This is a genomic window from Xanthobacter autotrophicus, assembly GCF_030015065.1.
GTDB classification, from domain to species: Bacteria; Pseudomonadota; Alphaproteobacteria; order Rhizobiales; family Xanthobacteraceae; genus Xanthobacter; species Xanthobacter autotrophicus_D.
The window spans coordinates 122,067-137,138 of the sequence record NZ_JAIVFN010000001.1; the positions used below are offsets into that span (position 1 = coordinate 122,067).

Annotated in this window: 13 protein-coding genes; 6 read left to right on the top strand and 7 right to left on the bottom strand. The window is 68.2% G+C overall.

Features of this window, described 5'->3' with window-relative positions; translation table 11 throughout:
• Positions 1–126 precede the first annotated feature (126 nt).
• A complete protein-coding gene (locus K9U40_RS00565) occupies positions 127–1,272 on the bottom strand; it encodes a hypothetical protein (RefSeq protein ID WP_282888373.1) in 1,146 nt (381 codons plus the stop codon).
• A 495-nt stretch (positions 1,273–1,767) separates the two neighbouring features.
• Between K9U40_RS00565 and dusA the strand changes: the two genes are divergently transcribed.
• Together dusA and K9U40_RS00575 are read left to right on the top strand one after the other, a co-directional pair.
• The gene (gene dusA / locus K9U40_RS00570; protein WP_282888374.1) at positions 1,768–2,760 is read left to right on the top strand and encodes a tRNA dihydrouridine(20/20a) synthase DusA; all 993 of its coding nucleotides are present in this window, start codon (positions 1,768–1,770) and stop codon (positions 2,758–2,760) included.
• 153 nt (positions 2,761–2,913) lie between these two features.
• Complete coding sequence (locus K9U40_RS00575) at positions 2,914–3,750, top strand: sulfite exporter TauE/SafE family protein (protein ID WP_282888375.1); 837 nt, start codon at positions 2,914–2,916, stop codon at positions 3,748–3,750.
• 13 nt (positions 3,751–3,763) lie between these two features.
• Here the strand turns inward: K9U40_RS00575 and K9U40_RS00580 are convergent, their stop codons facing one another.
• Positions 3,764–4,405, bottom strand: a complete 642-nt coding sequence (locus K9U40_RS00580) for a hypothetical protein (RefSeq protein WP_282888376.1) — start codon at positions 4,403–4,405, stop codon at positions 3,764–3,766.
• 214 nt (positions 4,406–4,619) lie between these two features.
• Between K9U40_RS00580 and K9U40_RS00585 the strand changes: the two genes are divergently transcribed.
• Positions 4,620–5,519, top strand: coding sequence for an ATP-binding protein (locus K9U40_RS00585; protein WP_282888377.1), 900 nt, complete (start codon positions 4,620–4,622; stop codon positions 5,517–5,519).
• 71 nt (positions 5,520–5,590) lie between these two features.
• Here the strand turns inward: K9U40_RS00585 and K9U40_RS00590 are convergent, their stop codons facing one another.
• The 3 genes from K9U40_RS00590 to K9U40_RS00600 form a co-directional block, all read right to left on the bottom strand.
• Positions 5,591–7,372, bottom strand: coding sequence for an SPOR domain-containing protein (locus K9U40_RS00590; RefSeq protein ID WP_282888378.1), 1,782 nt, complete (start codon positions 7,370–7,372; stop codon positions 5,591–5,593).
• A gap of 126 nt (positions 7,373–7,498) precedes the next feature.
• Positions 7,499–9,271 (bottom strand): arginine--tRNA ligase, encoded by a 1,773-nt coding sequence (gene argS, locus K9U40_RS00595; RefSeq protein ID WP_282888379.1) that lies wholly within the window; start codon positions 9,269–9,271, stop codon positions 7,499–7,501.
• A 34-nt stretch (positions 9,272–9,305) separates the two neighbouring features.
• Entirely contained in the window at positions 9,306–10,511 is a 1,206-nt protein-coding gene (locus K9U40_RS00600) for a deoxyguanosinetriphosphate triphosphohydrolase (protein ID WP_282888380.1), read from the bottom strand.
• Positions 10,512–10,662: 151 nt separating this feature from the next.
• Here K9U40_RS00600 and K9U40_RS00605 point away from each other — a divergent pair, with 151 nt between their 5' ends.
• Positions 10,663–11,037 (top strand): HesB/IscA family protein, encoded by a 375-nt coding sequence (locus K9U40_RS00605; protein WP_282888381.1) that lies wholly within the window; start codon positions 10,663–10,665, stop codon positions 11,035–11,037.
• A gap of 86 nt (positions 11,038–11,123) precedes the next feature.
• Here the strand turns inward: K9U40_RS00605 and K9U40_RS00610 are convergent, their stop codons facing one another.
• Together K9U40_RS00610 and K9U40_RS00615 are read right to left on the bottom strand one after the other, a co-directional pair.
• A complete protein-coding gene (locus tag K9U40_RS00610; RefSeq protein ID WP_282888382.1) occupies positions 11,124–12,290 on the bottom strand; it encodes an alginate O-acetyltransferase AlgX-related protein in 1,167 nt (388 codons plus the stop codon).
• An 11-nt stretch (positions 12,291–12,301) separates the two neighbouring features.
• On the bottom strand, positions 12,302–13,708 hold the full coding sequence (locus K9U40_RS00615; RefSeq protein ID WP_282888383.1) for an MBOAT family O-acyltransferase: 1,407 nt from the start codon (positions 13,706–13,708) through the stop codon (positions 12,302–12,304).
• Between the two features lie 151 nt (positions 13,709–13,859).
• On the opposite strand from K9U40_RS00615, the gene xth reads away from it, so the two are divergent.
• Both xth and K9U40_RS00625 read left to right on the top strand, forming a co-directional pair.
• Positions 13,860–14,648 carry an exodeoxyribonuclease III gene (gene xth / locus K9U40_RS00620; RefSeq protein ID WP_282888384.1) on the top strand — a complete coding sequence of 263 codons (789 nt, stop codon included), beginning with the start codon at positions 13,860–13,862 and terminating at the stop codon, positions 14,646–14,648.
• A gap of 16 nt (positions 14,649–14,664) precedes the next feature.
• Complete coding sequence (locus K9U40_RS00625; RefSeq protein ID WP_282888401.1) at positions 14,665–15,060, top strand: GFA family protein; 396 nt, start codon at positions 14,665–14,667, stop codon at positions 15,058–15,060.
• Positions 15,061–15,072 lie beyond the last annotated feature (12 nt).

Here is a 15,072-nt window from a genome sequence, read left to right on the forward strand (position 1 = left end):
ATCCTGAGGAGATGCCGGTCGCGGCTGCGACGTCGGCGGCCTCGCCTTCACCAAATCGTTTCTATTGTACCGTCCTGCTCCCACATCCCGGCGCGACCTCGGAGGGGCCGCATCGGCCGGATCGTCCTACTCGTATAGATAGCCGACTGGGCTACCGGACAGCCTGTCATTGCGCAGGCTCGACCGGGTGATGATCTGGCCCGCCAGCCCGTCGATCTCGTCGCGCTGGGTGGGCGTCCACATCTTGAGGTCCTCGATCCCCTTGAGGAGGCCGAGCCGCAGGATCTGCGTGTCCTCGCCGATCTCCGCCAGCGCAAGTGCGCCCCCGCCGGCGGTGACGGTATCGCCCGTGGCGAGCTCCAGGAGCTTGCCCGAGCCGTCCGAGAAGCCGGCGGTGCCGCGGATGATGCGATAGACCACCACCTCGCCTTTGGCGAGGCCCTGGACATCGGCCGCTGCGGTCGATTTGGGCAAAAGAGCCTTGCCGCGCGGATCAGTAGCGATGATGTGCCCGGTCACCAGGTTGCCGCTCGGCGCCTCGATGCCGAGATCGCGCACATGGACCGGCAGGGGCGAGGCCACCGGGCCCAGGGCGTCCGCGGGATAGGCGCGGAACAGGGCGTTGAGCGTCAGCGGATCCTGGAACCAGAAGCCGGCGCCGGTGGGGCGGTTGTGCAACGGGTGCTTCCAGGCGGTGCGGGGCGTCTCGTCCTCGCGGATATCCTCGGGGCCGACGACGGTCGGGTTGGGGAAGGTGGAGGGATCGGTGATGAACGCCTCGATGAACTTGCCGGAATAGCCCATGCACAGGGGATCGGGCACCACCGTCTGCGGCGTCTTCAGGTTCTCCTCCATCGACAGGCCCGACCAGGTGTAGAACAGCTGGCGGTGCACGATGGCGCTCTGCAGCATCACTGCGCCGGGGCCGACATAATGGAGCATTCCATCATAGTCGAAGGTGAACATGCCGGAGGTGACGAGGACGAGCTGGAAGCCGCCCGGCGGAAGGTGGAGATGAAAATCCGTCGGCCCGGTGTCCTGCCGGTAGATCGGGAGGTTCGTCGCGACCTCCTGCAGCAGGAAAGCGTCATTGTTGGCGCGAAGACCTTCCAGCGCGCGATGATAGAGGGCCTGCGGACGGTAGATGGGATCGTAGCCGATGTCCCTGTGGCGATCGACGGCAACGAAGGCGCCGCGATTCATCGTGATGCGTTCACCATCCGGACGCGTGAGCCCCGGCCACTTGAAATCGACCATCGACTGCATGCCCATGGCTATCTCCCATGTAAGACGCCAAAATAAAATCAGATGGCGCAATAGCCATATTCAATCGGACTTGAGAGCCGTCAAATCAACATTGCAGTCAAGCCTGGCTTGCCGCCATTATCCTTCGTCTTTCGCTCTTTTCAGTTTGTGATTTGAGTAATAATTACGCTTATGATTACATTTCGACGGCCAAATGGTGAATTTGGAGGCACGACCCGGATCGAGCGGGTGCGCCGAACCCGCATGGAATGAAACGGACGCAGGCGCGAAGGGCGTGCCGCCGGACTTCCGGGCCACGAGCGACTTCGTCACCGAGCTTTCGTTGACGCAATCCCAGCCCGACGGATCTGGGCTCTCCAGGAGCCGGATTTTGGTTTAGTGATGATGGCTAACCCATGTGCGCTCCGTATGCACGGACGCGTCAGCAAACGAAAATGAGGCGTATCGCGGCCTAAAATCGAGTACATCGCGACACGACCAAGCTTCACGATCCACAAAGAAATGACGGAATTTCAGGCCTTTAGATTTGCCGTGGCCCCTATGATGGATTGGACGGACCGCCATTGCCGGGCCTTCCACCGCACCCTTTCGCGCCATGCGCGGCTCTATACGGAGATGGTCACCGCCCCCGCCATCCTCCACGGCGATCGCGCGCGCCTGCTCGGCTTCTCGCCCGACGAGCACAAGGTGGCCGTGCAGCTGGGCGGAAGCGATCCGGCCGAGCTGGCGCAGGCGGCGCGGATCTGCGCGGATTTCGGCTATGACGAGATCAACCTCAATGTGGGTTGCCCGTCCGACCGGGTGCAGGGTGGCAATTTCGGCGCCTGCCTCATGCGCGAGCCGGAACTGGTGGCCGATTGCGTCGCCGCCATGAAGGCCGTCGTCGCCATCCCCGTCACCGTCAAGTGCCGCATCGGCGTGGACGACCAGGACCCCGAGGAAGCCCTCGACCGGCTCGCCGACGCCGTGGTGGCGGCGGGCACGGACGCGCTTATCGTCCATGCCCGCAAGGCTTGGCTGAAGGGCCTCTCGCCCCGCGAGAACCGGGACATCCCGCCCCTCGACTATGACCGCGTGCGGCGGCTGAAGGCCCGCTTGCCCCATGTGCCGATCGCGCTGAACGGCGGCATCGCCAGCCTCGCCCAGGGGATGGAGGAGGCACGCGGCCTCGACGGCATGATGCTGGGCCGCGCCGCCTATCAGGACCCGGAGCTGCTCCTCGGCGTGGACCCGCTGCTGTTCGGCGCGCCCGCGCCCCATGTCGACAGCTTCGCCGCCGTGGAGGCGTTCGAGCCCTATGTCGCGTACCACCTGGAAGCGGGCGGCCGGCTCTCCGACATCACCCGCCACATGCTGGGCCTGTTTACGGGCCGCAAGGGCGCCCGCATCTTCCGGCGCCACCTCTCCACCGAAGCCATCCGGCCCGGCGCCGGGCTCGACGTGCTGCGCGCGGCGGTGGACCAAGTGCGCCGGCGCCAGCCGGTCGCGGCCTGATCCCCTCCCTGCCTCCCGGATTGCCGGCGTGATCTGCACGCCATGCGCGGCTCCCGCGCCGGCGCATGCGGGCGCGGCGGTGGACAGGCGCGCCGATCGGCGTCACTGCTGCGGCATCCCGCCTGTCGCGTCCCATCTGACGGACCTGCCCCCATGCTCGCCTCCATCTCCACCCACGACATCGTCATGCTCGCAGGAGCGATGCTGGCGGGTGGCGTGCTCACGGGGCTCATCGCCGGCATGCTGGGCATCGGCGGCGGCGGCGTCATCGTTCCGGTGCTCTATGAGGTCTTCGGCGTGCTGGGAGTGGATGACGGCCTGCGCATGCAGCTGTGCGTCGGCACCTCGCTCGCCATCATCATCCCCACCGCCATCTCCTCCCACAACGCCCACATGAAGAAGGGCGCGGTGCTGCCCGGCGTGGTGCGCAGCTGGCGGGTGCCGGCCATCGCCGGCATCCTCACCGGCAGCGCCATCGCGGCGGTGGTGGCGGGCTGGGTGCTGCAGGCGGTGTTCGTTGTGGTCATCTCGCTGCTGGGCCTGAAAAGCCTGCTCGGCCGCAACGACATCCGCATCGCCGAGCACCTGCCCGGGCCCGGCGCCATGCGCGCCTATGGCTTCGTCATCGGCCTGGCTTCGTCGCTGGTGGGGATTTCCGGGGGCGGCATCGCCACCAATATCCTGCTGCTCTACGGGGTGCCCATCCATGCGGCGGTGGCCACCTCCGCCGGCATCGGCATCATCATCCCCATCCCGGGCGTCATCGGCTACGCCGTGGCCGGCTGGCCGCACCTGTCCCAGCTGCCGCCATTCTCGGTGGGCTATGTCTCGGTGATCGGATTTGTCTGCATCGCTCCGGTGGCGGCTCTGGTGGCGCCGTTCGGCGCCCGGCTCGCGCACCGGCTGGGGCGCCGGCAGCTGGAAATCGGCTTCGGCCTGTTCCTGCTGCTGGTAGCCTCGCGCTTCCTCGCCGCCATCGTCTGGGGCTGAGCGGCGGCGGGCTTCACCAGCGGTGGGAGAAGCCGGCGGTGATGCTCTTGTTGAGCGTCGAACCGGTATCGGCGATGGAGGTCGTGACGGTGACGTCGCCGAGCACCTTCTGCTGCGCGCTGAGGCTGGGCAGCAGGGTGGGCGTCTCCTGCGTGGCCTTGGTGGCGAGGGAAAAGGTGGTGCCCGTCTCCACCAGCTTGAGGCTGACGGACTTGTCGGTCTCCCACGTCTCCGAACCGGACGCCACGCGATAGGTATCGGCCAGTGTCGCATCGAGCCCGCTCGACAGCGTGACGGTCCGCGACAGGGTGGTGGCCACCTTGCCGGTGGCGCCATTGGGATCGAGGGAGACGTTCACAGTCCCCTTCTGCCACAGCAGCCAGTCGGGCAGCTGGGACAGCGTGACCTTGGCATAGGCGGTGCCACCGAGATCGCTGGCGCCGGACGCAACCGCCGGCGCAGCGCTGGCCGCCGCCTTGGACAGGTCCATGCCGAACACGGTGCCAATGTCCTCCACCGCGCTCCAATAGGTCATGGAGACGCTGCCGTCGGCATTCAGCGTCTTCTTGGTCTCGCTGCTGGAATCCGCGCGAGCGGGCACAGCGGCGACCAGAACGACCGGCACAAGCAGCGCTGCGGTGGCGCGTGGCATCATCGGCAAAAGACTCCATGGCCCGGCTGGAACGATGGCGCGGATCGGCAGCGCCAGATGGCGACTTCCATCATGGGTGCGGAAAAGTTAGGGCGAGATTGCTGCGGCGCGGCATTTTTCGAGCATGCGCGTGCCGCATGGCTTTTGCGCAACACCGGCGCGGCAGCGCCTTGCGGCGGTCTGCCGCCCGTCCTAATCCCCCGGCGGGAGGATCAAGATGACACAACAGCCGGACCCTGCGATCGCCACCGCTGCAACGCTGGAGCTGCTCGCCCGCATCGCCGATGCGCTGGAGCGCCTCGCCCCGCCCGCCGTGCCGACGCCGGATTTCGAGGCCGCCGACGCCTTCGTCTGGCACAACGAGCCGCCGCGGTTCGAGCCGGTGCCGCGCGTGAACCGGGTGGAGATGGACCTGCTCCAGGGCATCGACCGGGTGCGCGACCAATTGGTGGAGAACACGGCGCGGTTCGCCCGCGGCCTGCCGGCCAACAACGCCCTGTTGTGGGGCGCGCGCGGCATGGGCAAGAGCTCCCTCGTCAAGGCGGCCCATGCGCGGATCAACCGCGACCTCGCCGCGCAGGCCCCGGCGCGCCTCAAGCTGGTGGAGATCCACCGCGAGGACATCGAGGCGCTGCCCGCCCTCATGGGCCTCGTGCGGGCTTCCGCGCACCGCTTCATCGTGTTCTGCGACGACCTCTCCTTCGATGCCGACGACACCTCCTACAAGTCGCTCAAGGCGGTGCTGGAAGGCGGCATCGAGGGGCGGCCGGACAATGTGATCTTCTACGCCACCTCCAACCGCCGCCACCTGCTGCCCCGCGACATGATGGAGAACGAGCGCTCCACCGCCATCAATCCCGGCGAGGCGGTGGAGGAGAAAGTCTCCCTCTCCGACCGGTTCGGCCTCTGGCTCGGCTTCCACAAATGCAGCCAGGACGAATACCTTGCCATGGTGGAAGGCTATGTGGCCCATCACGGCCTTGGCGTGGGGCAAGAGGAATGGCGCCCGCAGGCGCTGGAATGGGCGACCACCCGCGGCGCCCGCTCGGGCCGCACCGCGTTCCAGTTCGTGCAGGATCTGGCGGGCCGGCTCGGGGTGCCGCTCAAGGCGGACTGACCGGCGCGCCCTCACCAAAAAGGCCGCCCCGAAGGCGGCCTTTCTCACTCGGATCTGGCGCCGAGTCGTCGTCAGTTCTTGTTGACGACGCAGTCGCCGCCCTGCGCGCGCAGGGACTGACACAGTTCGTTGGCCTGGTCGCGGGTGGCGAAGGGGCCGACCTGGGCGCGGTAATAGATGCCCTTGTCGCCCAGATCCGCCTTCTTCACCGTGGCCCTGTAGTTGCCCAGCAGGTTCGGATACTTGGTCTGCAAGGCGCGCCATGAGCCCATGGCATCGGCCTCCGACCGCTGGGAGGCGACCTGCACCACATAGGCCCCGGCGCTGGACGGCGAAGGCGTGGTCGCCGCCGTCTGGGCGGGGGCGGACGCGGGCACGGTGGTCACCGGGTTGGGGTCCGGCAGGCCGGCGGGAATGGGGTTCTGCGTCGCCGCATAGGCCGAGACCGAGCTGGTGGGCACGTTCTGGGCGAAGCTGCCGTCGGCGCGCACCGCCACGGTACGCACCTTCTTGGGCTCGGTGAGGTTCTGGGTGGCCTGCATGGGCGTGGGCGGCGGCGCGCTCGGCTCCTGCGGAAGGGCACGGGCGGCGGCCGTGACATCCACAGGCTGCTCCTCGCGGGAGACCATGCGCTCGTTGCCGGCGTTGGCGCCCATGCGATCGTAGATCATCTTCTGGCCGCCATCGGCGGTCTGCGGCGTGGGCGTGGCGGTCTTGGCGGGTGCCGAATCGGCCTTGATCACCGGCGGCGTGCCCGCTGCGGTGACGCCGGACTTGCCCACCGCCATGTTGTAGGCGAACACCCCGGCCACGCCGGCCACCACCAAGCCCAGAACCGAGACGCCGAGAATCAACGCAAGCCGTCCTTTGCGGCGGCGCGGCTCGGCGTCGTACAGCTCCTCACCGTGGGGCGGCATGTAGCCGTCTTCCCCGTATTCGGGGTCGTAGGTGTCGTCGTAATCGTCATAGCCGTCATCGTCGCGGCGGGCGGCCGAATAGGCATAGGCGGCCTCATCCTCGTCGTCGTCGCGCGCGGAGCCGCCGGCATAGGAGCGGGAATCGCCCCGCGCATCGTCCCGACGATCATGGCGCGCGGGGGCATAGCCGCCTTGCGGAGCGTGGGACGAGGCGCCCGCCGGACGGGCCGGCGGCAGGTCGTCATAATCGTCGTCGTAGTCGTCCTCGTCGTGGCCCTGCACGCTCGACGGCGGCGCGGAGCGGGAGAGGGAGCCGTAGCCGGTGCGCACCGCCGCGTCGGGAACGCCGCGCGCAGCAGCTGGAGCCGGAGCGAACGAAGGCGCCGTCTGCGGCTGCGCGGGGCGGGGGGCGGCCCCACGCACGCCGGGCGCGGCCGGCGGCGGAGCGTAGAGCGAGGGACTGGCCGGCCGCGGTGCCGGCGCGGCGGCGGGCACGGGACGGGCGGGGGCGGCGCCATAGCGCGCGGCATCGGCCCGTACGGGCATCGCGGAGGCGCCCTGCGAGAGCGGACGCGGAGCGGGAGCGGAAGGCGGCGTGGCCTCCCAGTCCTCCTCATCGTCCTCGTCGGAAAAAGCGGGGGCGGGCGGGGACAGAGGCCGCGCCGGCGCGCGGGCCGCCATGCGCGGGTCGGGATAAGCGGGCGCGGCCGGCGGCGCATAGCGCTGCGCGGGCGCAGAACGGCTCGGGCCGGTGGCCTGCCGGGCCGGATCGGCGCCCGGAAAGTCGTCGAACGGATCGTCGTCGCCGATCAGCCGGGCCAGTTCGGCCAGAGGATCACTCCCCGTCGCGGCGGACGACGGAGCGGAGCGGGGGCGCGGCCCACCCTCCGCGGCACCTTCATCACGCCGGTAGCGGAACCTGCTTTCGTCGACCATATCGCCTCGATGTGTTGTCGTCCGCCCCGTGGAAACCGCGCAATGGAAACCGCGCCTTGGAGACCGCTTCAAGCGGACCGGCCCGGCCGGACCAGACCGCTCCTTCCGCAGCCACGGGACGAGCGATCATTTCATCTCGTCTACGGCCGTCACCCCCAGAACCTTGAGACCGGAGGCGAGCACCGTGGCCACGCCATGGACCAGGGCCAAGCGAGCCGAGGTCAACTCTCGATCATTCTCGATAATGAAGCGTAAATGTGGCAGGTCCTTTCCACGGTTCCACTGGCCGTGGAACTCGCCAGCCAGATCGTGCAGGAAGAAGGCGATGCGGTGCGGCTCGCGCGCCCCGGCCGCCTGCTCCACCAGCCGCGGCCAGCCCGCCAGCCGGCGCAGCAGCGCAAGCTCGCCCTCGTCATCCAGCCGGGCCAGCGGCGCGTCGGCAAACGAGGCCGCCTCCTGCGGCATGTCGGCGAACTCCTCGGCCGCGTTGCGCAGGATCGACTTGGCCCGGGCGTGGGCATACTGCACGTAGAAAACCGGATTTTCGCGCGACTGCTCGATCACCTTGGCGAGATCGAAGTCCAGCGGCGCGTCGTTCTTGCGGAACAGCATCATGAAGCGGACCGCGTCGCGCCCCACCTCGTCCACCACCTCGCGCAGCGTCACGAAGGATCCCGAGCGCTTGGACATGCGCACCGGCTCCCCGGCGCGGAACAGGCGCACCAGCTGGATCAGCTCAACGTCGAGGCTGGCCTTGCCGCCGGATACCGCCTTCACCGCCGCCTGCATGCGCTTGACGTAGCCGCCGTGGTCGGCGCCCCACACGTCGATCATCCTGAGGAAGCCGCGGTCCACCTTGTCCTTGTGATAGGCGATGTCGCCAGCGAAATACGTGTAGCTTCCGTCGGACTTCTTCAGCGGCCGGTCCACGTCGTCGCCGAAGTCGGTGGAGCGGAACAGGGTCTGCTCCCGGTCTTCCCAATCCTCGATGGGCGCGCCCTTGGGCGGCGGCAGGCGGCCCTCATAGACCTCGCCCGACGCGCGCAGCGCCTCGATGGCGGCGCCCACAAGGTCCACCGCGCCGGTGGAAAGGGAACGCTCGGAGAAGAACACGTCGAAGGAGATGCCGAGCGCGGCGAGATCCTCGCGGATGGCCACCATCATGGCGTCGATGGCCACGCCGCGCACCAGTGGCAGCCATTCCGCCTCGGGCTTCGCCTTGAGCGCGGTGCCGTGCGCGGCCGCCAGCTTCTGTCCCACCGGCACCAGGTAGTCGCCCGGATAGAGCCCTTCCGGGATCTCGCCGATATCCTCGCCCAGCGCCTCCCGGTACCTCAGGAAGGCGGAGCGGGCCAGCACGTCCACCTGCGCGCCGGCATCGTTGATGTAATATTCCTTGATCACGGCGAAGCCGCCGAAATCCATGAGGCGCGCCAGCGCGTCGCCGAACACCGCGCCCCGGCAATGGCCCACATGCATGGGGCCGGTGGGGTTGGCGGAGACGTATTCCACGTTCACCTTCTCGCCCGCGCCCAGCGCCGAGCGGCCGAAATCGAGCCCCTGCCTCAGCACGGCGGCAAGCACCGCCGGCCAGAAGGCGGCATCGAGCGCGATGTTGATGAAGCCGGGACCGGCCACGTCCACCTTCTTCACGCCCATCACCGCGCCGAGCTTGCCGGCGATGCGCTCGGCGAGGTCGCGCGGCTTCATGCCGGCATCCTTGGCCAGCACCATGGCGGCATTGGTGGCGAGATCGCCGTGGGTCGCATCCCGCGGCGGCTCCACCACCACGCGGGCCAGCACCTGGGCAAGGTCGAGATCCCTGGAAATGGTGCCCTCGGCAACGAGGGCGGCGACGGCTTCGCGCACGTGATCGGCGAAGATCGCGTAGACGTTCATGGGGTGGGTCCGATCGGGTTGGTCGTCGGGGCGCCTAGCGCAAGTCCGGCGTCAAGTCAAAGAAGCGGGCGTGCTGGTCGAGGGCGTAGCGGTCGGTCATGCCGGCGATGTAGTCGGTCACGCGGCGGGCGAGCCGCTGGGCGTCGAGCTGGTCGAGATCGTCGTGCCAGGAGGGCGGCATGTCCTTGGGATGGGCGATGAAATGACCGAAGAGCTGGCGCAGCACCTGCTGGGCGTCCGCCATCACCCGGTTGACCCGCTCGTGCCGGTACATGCGCGAGAACAGGAACGCCTTGAGCGCCTTTTCCTTCTGCCGCATGGCGTCGGAAAAGGCGATGACGGGATGGTCGAGGGCGCGCACGTCCGCGGCGGAGGCCACGCCCGCGACCGCGGCACGCCGTGCGCTTTCGGCCACCACGTCCTCGATGAGGCGGGTGATGACGCGGCGGAGCACCTCGTTCACCGTCCGCGCCACGCCGAGCACCGGGTAGAGTGCGCGCACCTCGCCGAGGGCCTCGCCCACCAAAGGCAGGCCGGCGATATCGTCGAGGGTGAACATGCGGGCCCTCAGCCCGTCGTCGAGGTCGTGCACGTCATAGGCGATGTCGTCGGAGATGGCCGCCGCCTGCGCCTCGGCGGAGGCATGGCTCCACAATTCGAGGTCCTGCTGGGCCGAATGCACCTGGATGGCATGGGGCAGACCGCCGAGATAGCGGCCGATGCCGCGCCCGTCCCGGTCGGCGAGCGGGCCGTTGTGCTTGGCGATGCCCTCCAGCGTCTCCCAGGTGAGGTTCAGGCCGTCGAACTGGGCATAGCGCCGCTCGATGCGCGTGACGACCCGGAGCGACTGGGCATTGTGGTCGAACCCGCCCTGCCCGGCCATGCAGGCGTCCAGCGCCCGCTCCCCGGCATGGGCGAAGGGCGGGTGGCCAAGATCGTGGGCGAGGGCGAGGGCCTCCGCGAGATCCTCGTCGAGCCCCAGCGCGCGGGCGATGGAGCGGGCCACCTGCACCACCTCCAGCGTGTGGGTCAGGCGGGTGCGGTAATGGTCGCCCTCGTTGAAGACGAACACCTGCGTCTTGTGCTTCAGCCGGCGGAAGGCGGTGGAATGGATGATGCGGTCGCAGTCGCGGCGGAACGGGCTGCGCGGCGGCATTTCCGGCTCGGGGAAGAGGCGGCCGCGCACATGGTCCGCGTCGCAGGCCCAGGAAACGCGGGGCCGCGCGCCGCTTACCGCCATGATCGCCCCCTCTTTTCGCGCCCTGCGCAGCCGGCACCGCGCCCCGATCGGGACAGCCATGCCGACGTTTTTCCGCCGCCGCCCTTTAACTCGGGGGCCGATGGACTTACCTTATGGGCCATTGCCAGCTTCAATTCGTAAAGTCGATACCATGGAAACCACACTCGCCCCGACCTCGGCTGCGGACCTTCCCGCGGTTGATACCGAGTTCACCGTGACCGATGCCGCCGCGCGCCGCATCTGCCAGATCCTCTCCCCGGAGCCTCCGGGCACCTTCCTGCGCATCAGCGTGGAAGGCGGCGGCTGCTCCGGCTTCTCGTACAAGTATGATGTGACACGCGAGCAGGGAGAGGACGACCTCGTCATCGAGAAGGAAGGCGCCAAGATCGTGGTTGATCGCATCTCGATCGACTACATCAAGGGCTCCCAGCTCGACTACAAGGCCGATCTGATGGGCTCCGCCTTCAAGATCTCGAACCCCCAGGCCACCGCCAAGTGCGGCTGCGGGTCCAGCTTCGCGGTCTGAGCGCGCGCTTCGCTTTCGAGCGTATGTCACCACCCGGCCGGTCCGGGTGGTCAGCCTGACTCTGCGCTGCGATGGCGCGGCGCCCGTCACGGCGCCACGTTGTTCGGCACGGCATGGGTCCAGGGGCGCGGCAGGCCGGTGGGCCAGTCGTCGCCGTAGCAGGGGAAGAAACGCTCGGTCCGGGCCATGATGATGAGGTCCGGAGCGAAACGCTTTACGTCGTCGAAGTCGAAGTCGCAGGATCCGGTGACGCGCCGCGAGCCGTGCATCCACGCCGCTACGCTCACGTCCCCCTTGAGGAACAGGCGCGGCCACACCGCACCGGTGAACGAATCGCCCATGATGAGCACCCGCAGTCCGGTGGGTGCATAGTCGTAGGCGAGCGACTTGAACGCCACGTGCTCGTTGTGATGCCGGAGCGCCGCATCGAAACGGGGCGGGCCGGCGCGATCCTTGATGGTGAAGGGCATGTCCTCCTCCTTCACCCGCGGCGGCAGCCGGGTCGTGCGCAGGAGGTCGCCGCGTGCCGCCGGTGCTGGGGGCCCCAGCACCTCCGCCGGGTCCACCTGCCAGTCCTCATGCCCCGCCGCCGCCATCACCGCATTGAAGGCAAGCACGCTGGAGCGGCTGTTCCAGTGGGTATCCGTCATCAGGTAGCGCGGCCGCGGGCTCGCCTTGAGCACGGGACGCAGGTCCACCGCCGTGACGCCTTCCGCCTTCAGGCCCGCCAATGCCAGGTCATATTCGGTCGTGGGATAGGCGAGAGCCTCGTACCAGGCCGGCAGCGCCTCCAGTTCCACCGACTGGGCATTGGGCGGGATGGCGACCACGATGCGGGTGCCCCTGGGCGCCAGCACGCGCTGCATTTCGCCCACCATGGCCACGAAGCGCTCCACATTGGCCGCGCGCACCAGCGCGCCGGCCGATTGCGCCGGCGCCTGCTCGCGGCCCCAGAACAGCTGGCCGTCCCGGCCCGCGTAGAAGGGCCGGCTATCGGGCGAGTGCAAGGCTTCGCGCAAGTCCCGGCGCAGCACGGGAAACGTGGCACGGAAGCCAAAATTGTCCTGGATGTAGGTGCCGATGTTGCGGAACTTGTAGTTCAGCTTCTGGCTCCAGGTGAAATGGTCCGGGATCTGCATCCGCCACTGCCCGCTGGCGAACGGGTCCGGGATGAGGTTCGACAGCAGCAGGAAGCCGAACAGCCCGGCAACGAGGACGCCGAGGTGGCGGCGATGGCGCGAGAGCAGGGTCACGGGGCGCCTCCTCAGAACCGGTAATAGAGGAAGGGCGTGGCTGTGGTGCCGCCCACCCAGGCGACGCTCGCCAGCATCAGCGCTGCGATGAAGGCGTATTCCGCCACGGCCGCGACCGCCCCCTGCCCCGCCACCGCCTTCAGGCGCGGCCAGCGGAAGAAGCCGATGAGCCCGCCCACCACCAGCGCCGCGATGGCAAGCGGCGTCAGCCCGAAGCCGAGCGCCAGCGAGGCCCGGCTGAAGCCGTGGAGGCCAACGAGCCCGGCGAACATGTCGGTGGCGCCGCCGAGGCTGTCGGCACGGAACCACACCCAGCCCAGCATCACCGCGAGGACCGTATAGAGATGGGCCACGACGCCCGGCGCTCGCTTGAGCCAGCGGCCGAGGAAGGCCCGCTCGATGATGAGGAAGGCGCCGTGATGCGCGCCCCAGATGACGAAATTCCAGCTTGCCCCGTGCCACAGGCCGCACAGCAGGAAGACGGCGGAGAGGTTCAGGTAGGTGCGCATCTCCCCGCGCCGGTTACCGCCGAGGGGGATGTAGAGATAGTCGCGCAGGAAGGCGGAAAGGCTCATGTGCCAGCGCCGCCAGAAGTCGGTCATGGAGCGCGCCGTATAGGGCAGCCGGAAGTTGCGCGGCAGGACGAAGCCCACCATCACGCCGAGGCCCACCGCCATGGTGGAATAGCCCGCGAAGTCGAAATAGATCTGCACCGTATAGGCGTAGAGCCCGAGCCAGGCTTCCACGAAGGTGGGGTGCGTGGTGGTGTCGAACACCCCGTCGGCGAGCCGCGCCACCTCGTCGGCGATCAGCACCTTCCAGGCGAGGCCGATGACGAACAGCCGCGCCCCGGCCGAGAAACGCCCCATGGTGGTCCGCCGCTCCGAGAGCTGCCGCGCCACCGTGGCATAGCGCACGATGGGGCCCGCCACGAGCTGGGGGAACATGCACATGTAGAGCGCGAACTGCACCGGATCGCGATTGGCCCGCACCTTCCGCTTGTAGATGTCGGCGAGGTACGAAATGGCGTGGAAGGAATAGAAGGAGATGCCCAGCGGCAGCGAGATGCGCGGCATGGGCAGAACGGCGCCGAGGGGCTCGATCAGCGCGTTCACGTTCTCCACCAGGAAGCCGGTATATTTGTAGATACCCAGCAGGATCAGGTTGAAGGCGATGCCGTAGCCGAGCAGGCGCTTGCGTGGGGCACCCTCGCGATCGTCGATGGCGCGGGCAAGCAGGAAATTGACCGCCACCGACGCGAAGAGAATGAGGATGTGGGGCGTATATCCGGCAGCATAGAATACAAGAGAGAAGGCAAGGAAAATATAGTTCCGCGTCGTCATGGACTTCGCAGAGAAATAAAAAACGAGGAACAGGGGGAAGAAGTAGAACAGAAACTCGATGGACGCGAACGTCATGCCACTCCGCCGCCACTGAAGGACAAGGGGGCGTTCCTGCCATTCTTTGCGCGCCATCGCAACCCTGGGCCTGATTTGAGACGCGCCATTCGAACGGCCATTGCCTCCCGGCGGCACCGGGGTATCCTCCGCGGCCGAAGGAGCCCCGCCCATGCGCATCGCCACCTGGAACGTCAATTCCATCCGCCAGCGGCTGGACCATGCGGTACGCTGGCTGGGCGAGACGCGGCCCGACGTGGTCTGCCTGCAGGAGATCAAGTGCCAGACCGAGGCCTTCCCGAAGGAGGCGTTCGAGCAGCTGGGCTATAACGTCACCGTGCACGGGCAGAAGGGCTTCAACGGCGTTGCTTTGCTCTCCCGCCTGCCGCTGGAGGATGTGACCCACGGCCTTGCCGGCGACGATGGCGACGTGCAGGCCCGCTTCATCGAGGCGGTGGTATCGGTGAAAGGCGGCGTGGTGCGCGTCGCCTGCCTCTACCTTCCCAACGGCAATCCGCCCGATACCGAGAAATACCCCTACAAGCTCGGCTTCATGGACCGCCTCCAGGCCTTTGCCGCCGACCGGCTGAAGCTGGAGGAGCCGCTGATCCTCGCCGGCGACTTCAACGTGATCCCCGAGCCGCGCGATGCGGCCGACCCCTCCGCCTGGGTCAACGACGCCCTGTTCCTGCCGCGTACCCGCGCGGCGTTCCGCTCCCTGACCCATCTCGGGCTCACCGACGCCCTGCGCGCCACCTCCGACGCCGGACGGCTCTATACCTTCTGGGACTATCAGGCGGGCGCCTGGCAGCGGGACATGGGCATCCGCATCGACCACCTGCTGCTCTCGCCCCAGGCGGCGGACAAGCTCATCGCCACCGGCATCGACAAGCATGTGCGGGCCTGGGAGAAGCCGTCCGACCATGTGCCGGTCTGGGCCGACCTCGCCATCGCCGCGTGAGGCGGCCGTGGGGGAGATGTCTTTCAGCGGCGGCTGCCTGTGCGGGCGGCTGCGCTACCGGGTGCGCCGGGTCCAGAGCGCCTATTGGTGTCATTGCACCATGTGCCGTCGCGCCTCCGGCTCCGGCGCCTTGCCCTGGCTGACCGTGGCGCGGGCGGATTTCGAGGTGACGGCGGGCACGCCTGCACGCTTCTCGTCCTCGCCGGGCGTGACACGGCTGTTCTGCGGCAGCTGCGGCAGCCCGATCCTGTTCGACATGGCGAAGGAAGCAGCGGTGGATGTCACCCTCGGCACGCTGGACGATCCGGACGCGGTGGCGCCCACCCATCACATCTGGACGCAATCGGCTCTGGAGATGATGGCCGGGCTCGGTGCGGGCCTGCCGCGGCACGCGGCGGAGCGGGAGGCATAGACGAAGGCGCGA

Excerpts from the sequence above, each read along its gene's own strand:
- K9U40_RS00590 (WP_282888378.1), bottom strand. The coding sequence starts at position 7,372 with ATGGTCGACGAAAGCAGGTTCCGCTACCGGCGTGATGAAGGTGCCGCG.
- K9U40_RS00580 (WP_282888376.1), bottom strand. The coding sequence starts at position 4,405 with ATGATGCCACGCGCCACCGCAGCGCTGCTTGTGCCGGTCGTTCTGGTC.
- K9U40_RS00575 (WP_282888375.1), top strand. The coding sequence starts at position 2,914 with ATGCTCGCCTCCATCTCCACCCACGACATCGTCATGCTCGCAGGAGCG.
- K9U40_RS00605 (WP_282888381.1), top strand. The coding sequence starts at position 10,663 with ATGGAAACCACACTCGCCCCGACCTCGGCTGCGGACCTTCCCGCGGTT.
- dusA (WP_282888374.1), top strand. The coding sequence starts at position 1,768 with ATGACGGAATTTCAGGCCTTTAGATTTGCCGTGGCCCCTATGATGGAT.
- K9U40_RS00600 (WP_282888380.1), bottom strand. The coding sequence starts at position 10,511 with ATGGCGGTAAGCGGCGCGCGGCCCCGCGTTTCCTGGGCCTGCGACGCG.
- xth (WP_282888384.1), top strand. The coding sequence starts at position 13,860 with ATGCGCATCGCCACCTGGAACGTCAATTCCATCCGCCAGCGGCTGGAC.
- K9U40_RS00615 (WP_282888383.1), bottom strand. The coding sequence starts at position 13,708 with ATGACGTTCGCGTCCATCGAGTTTCTGTTCTACTTCTTCCCCCTGTTC.
- K9U40_RS00625 (WP_282888401.1), top strand. The coding sequence starts at position 14,665 with ATGTCTTTCAGCGGCGGCTGCCTGTGCGGGCGGCTGCGCTACCGGGTG.
- argS (WP_282888379.1), bottom strand. The coding sequence starts at position 9,271 with ATGAACGTCTACGCGATCTTCGCCGATCACGTGCGCGAAGCCGTCGCC.
- K9U40_RS00565 (WP_282888373.1), bottom strand. The coding sequence starts at position 1,272 with ATGGGCATGCAGTCGATGGTCGATTTCAAGTGGCCGGGGCTCACGCGT.
- K9U40_RS00585 (WP_282888377.1), top strand. The coding sequence starts at position 4,620 with ATGACACAACAGCCGGACCCTGCGATCGCCACCGCTGCAACGCTGGAG.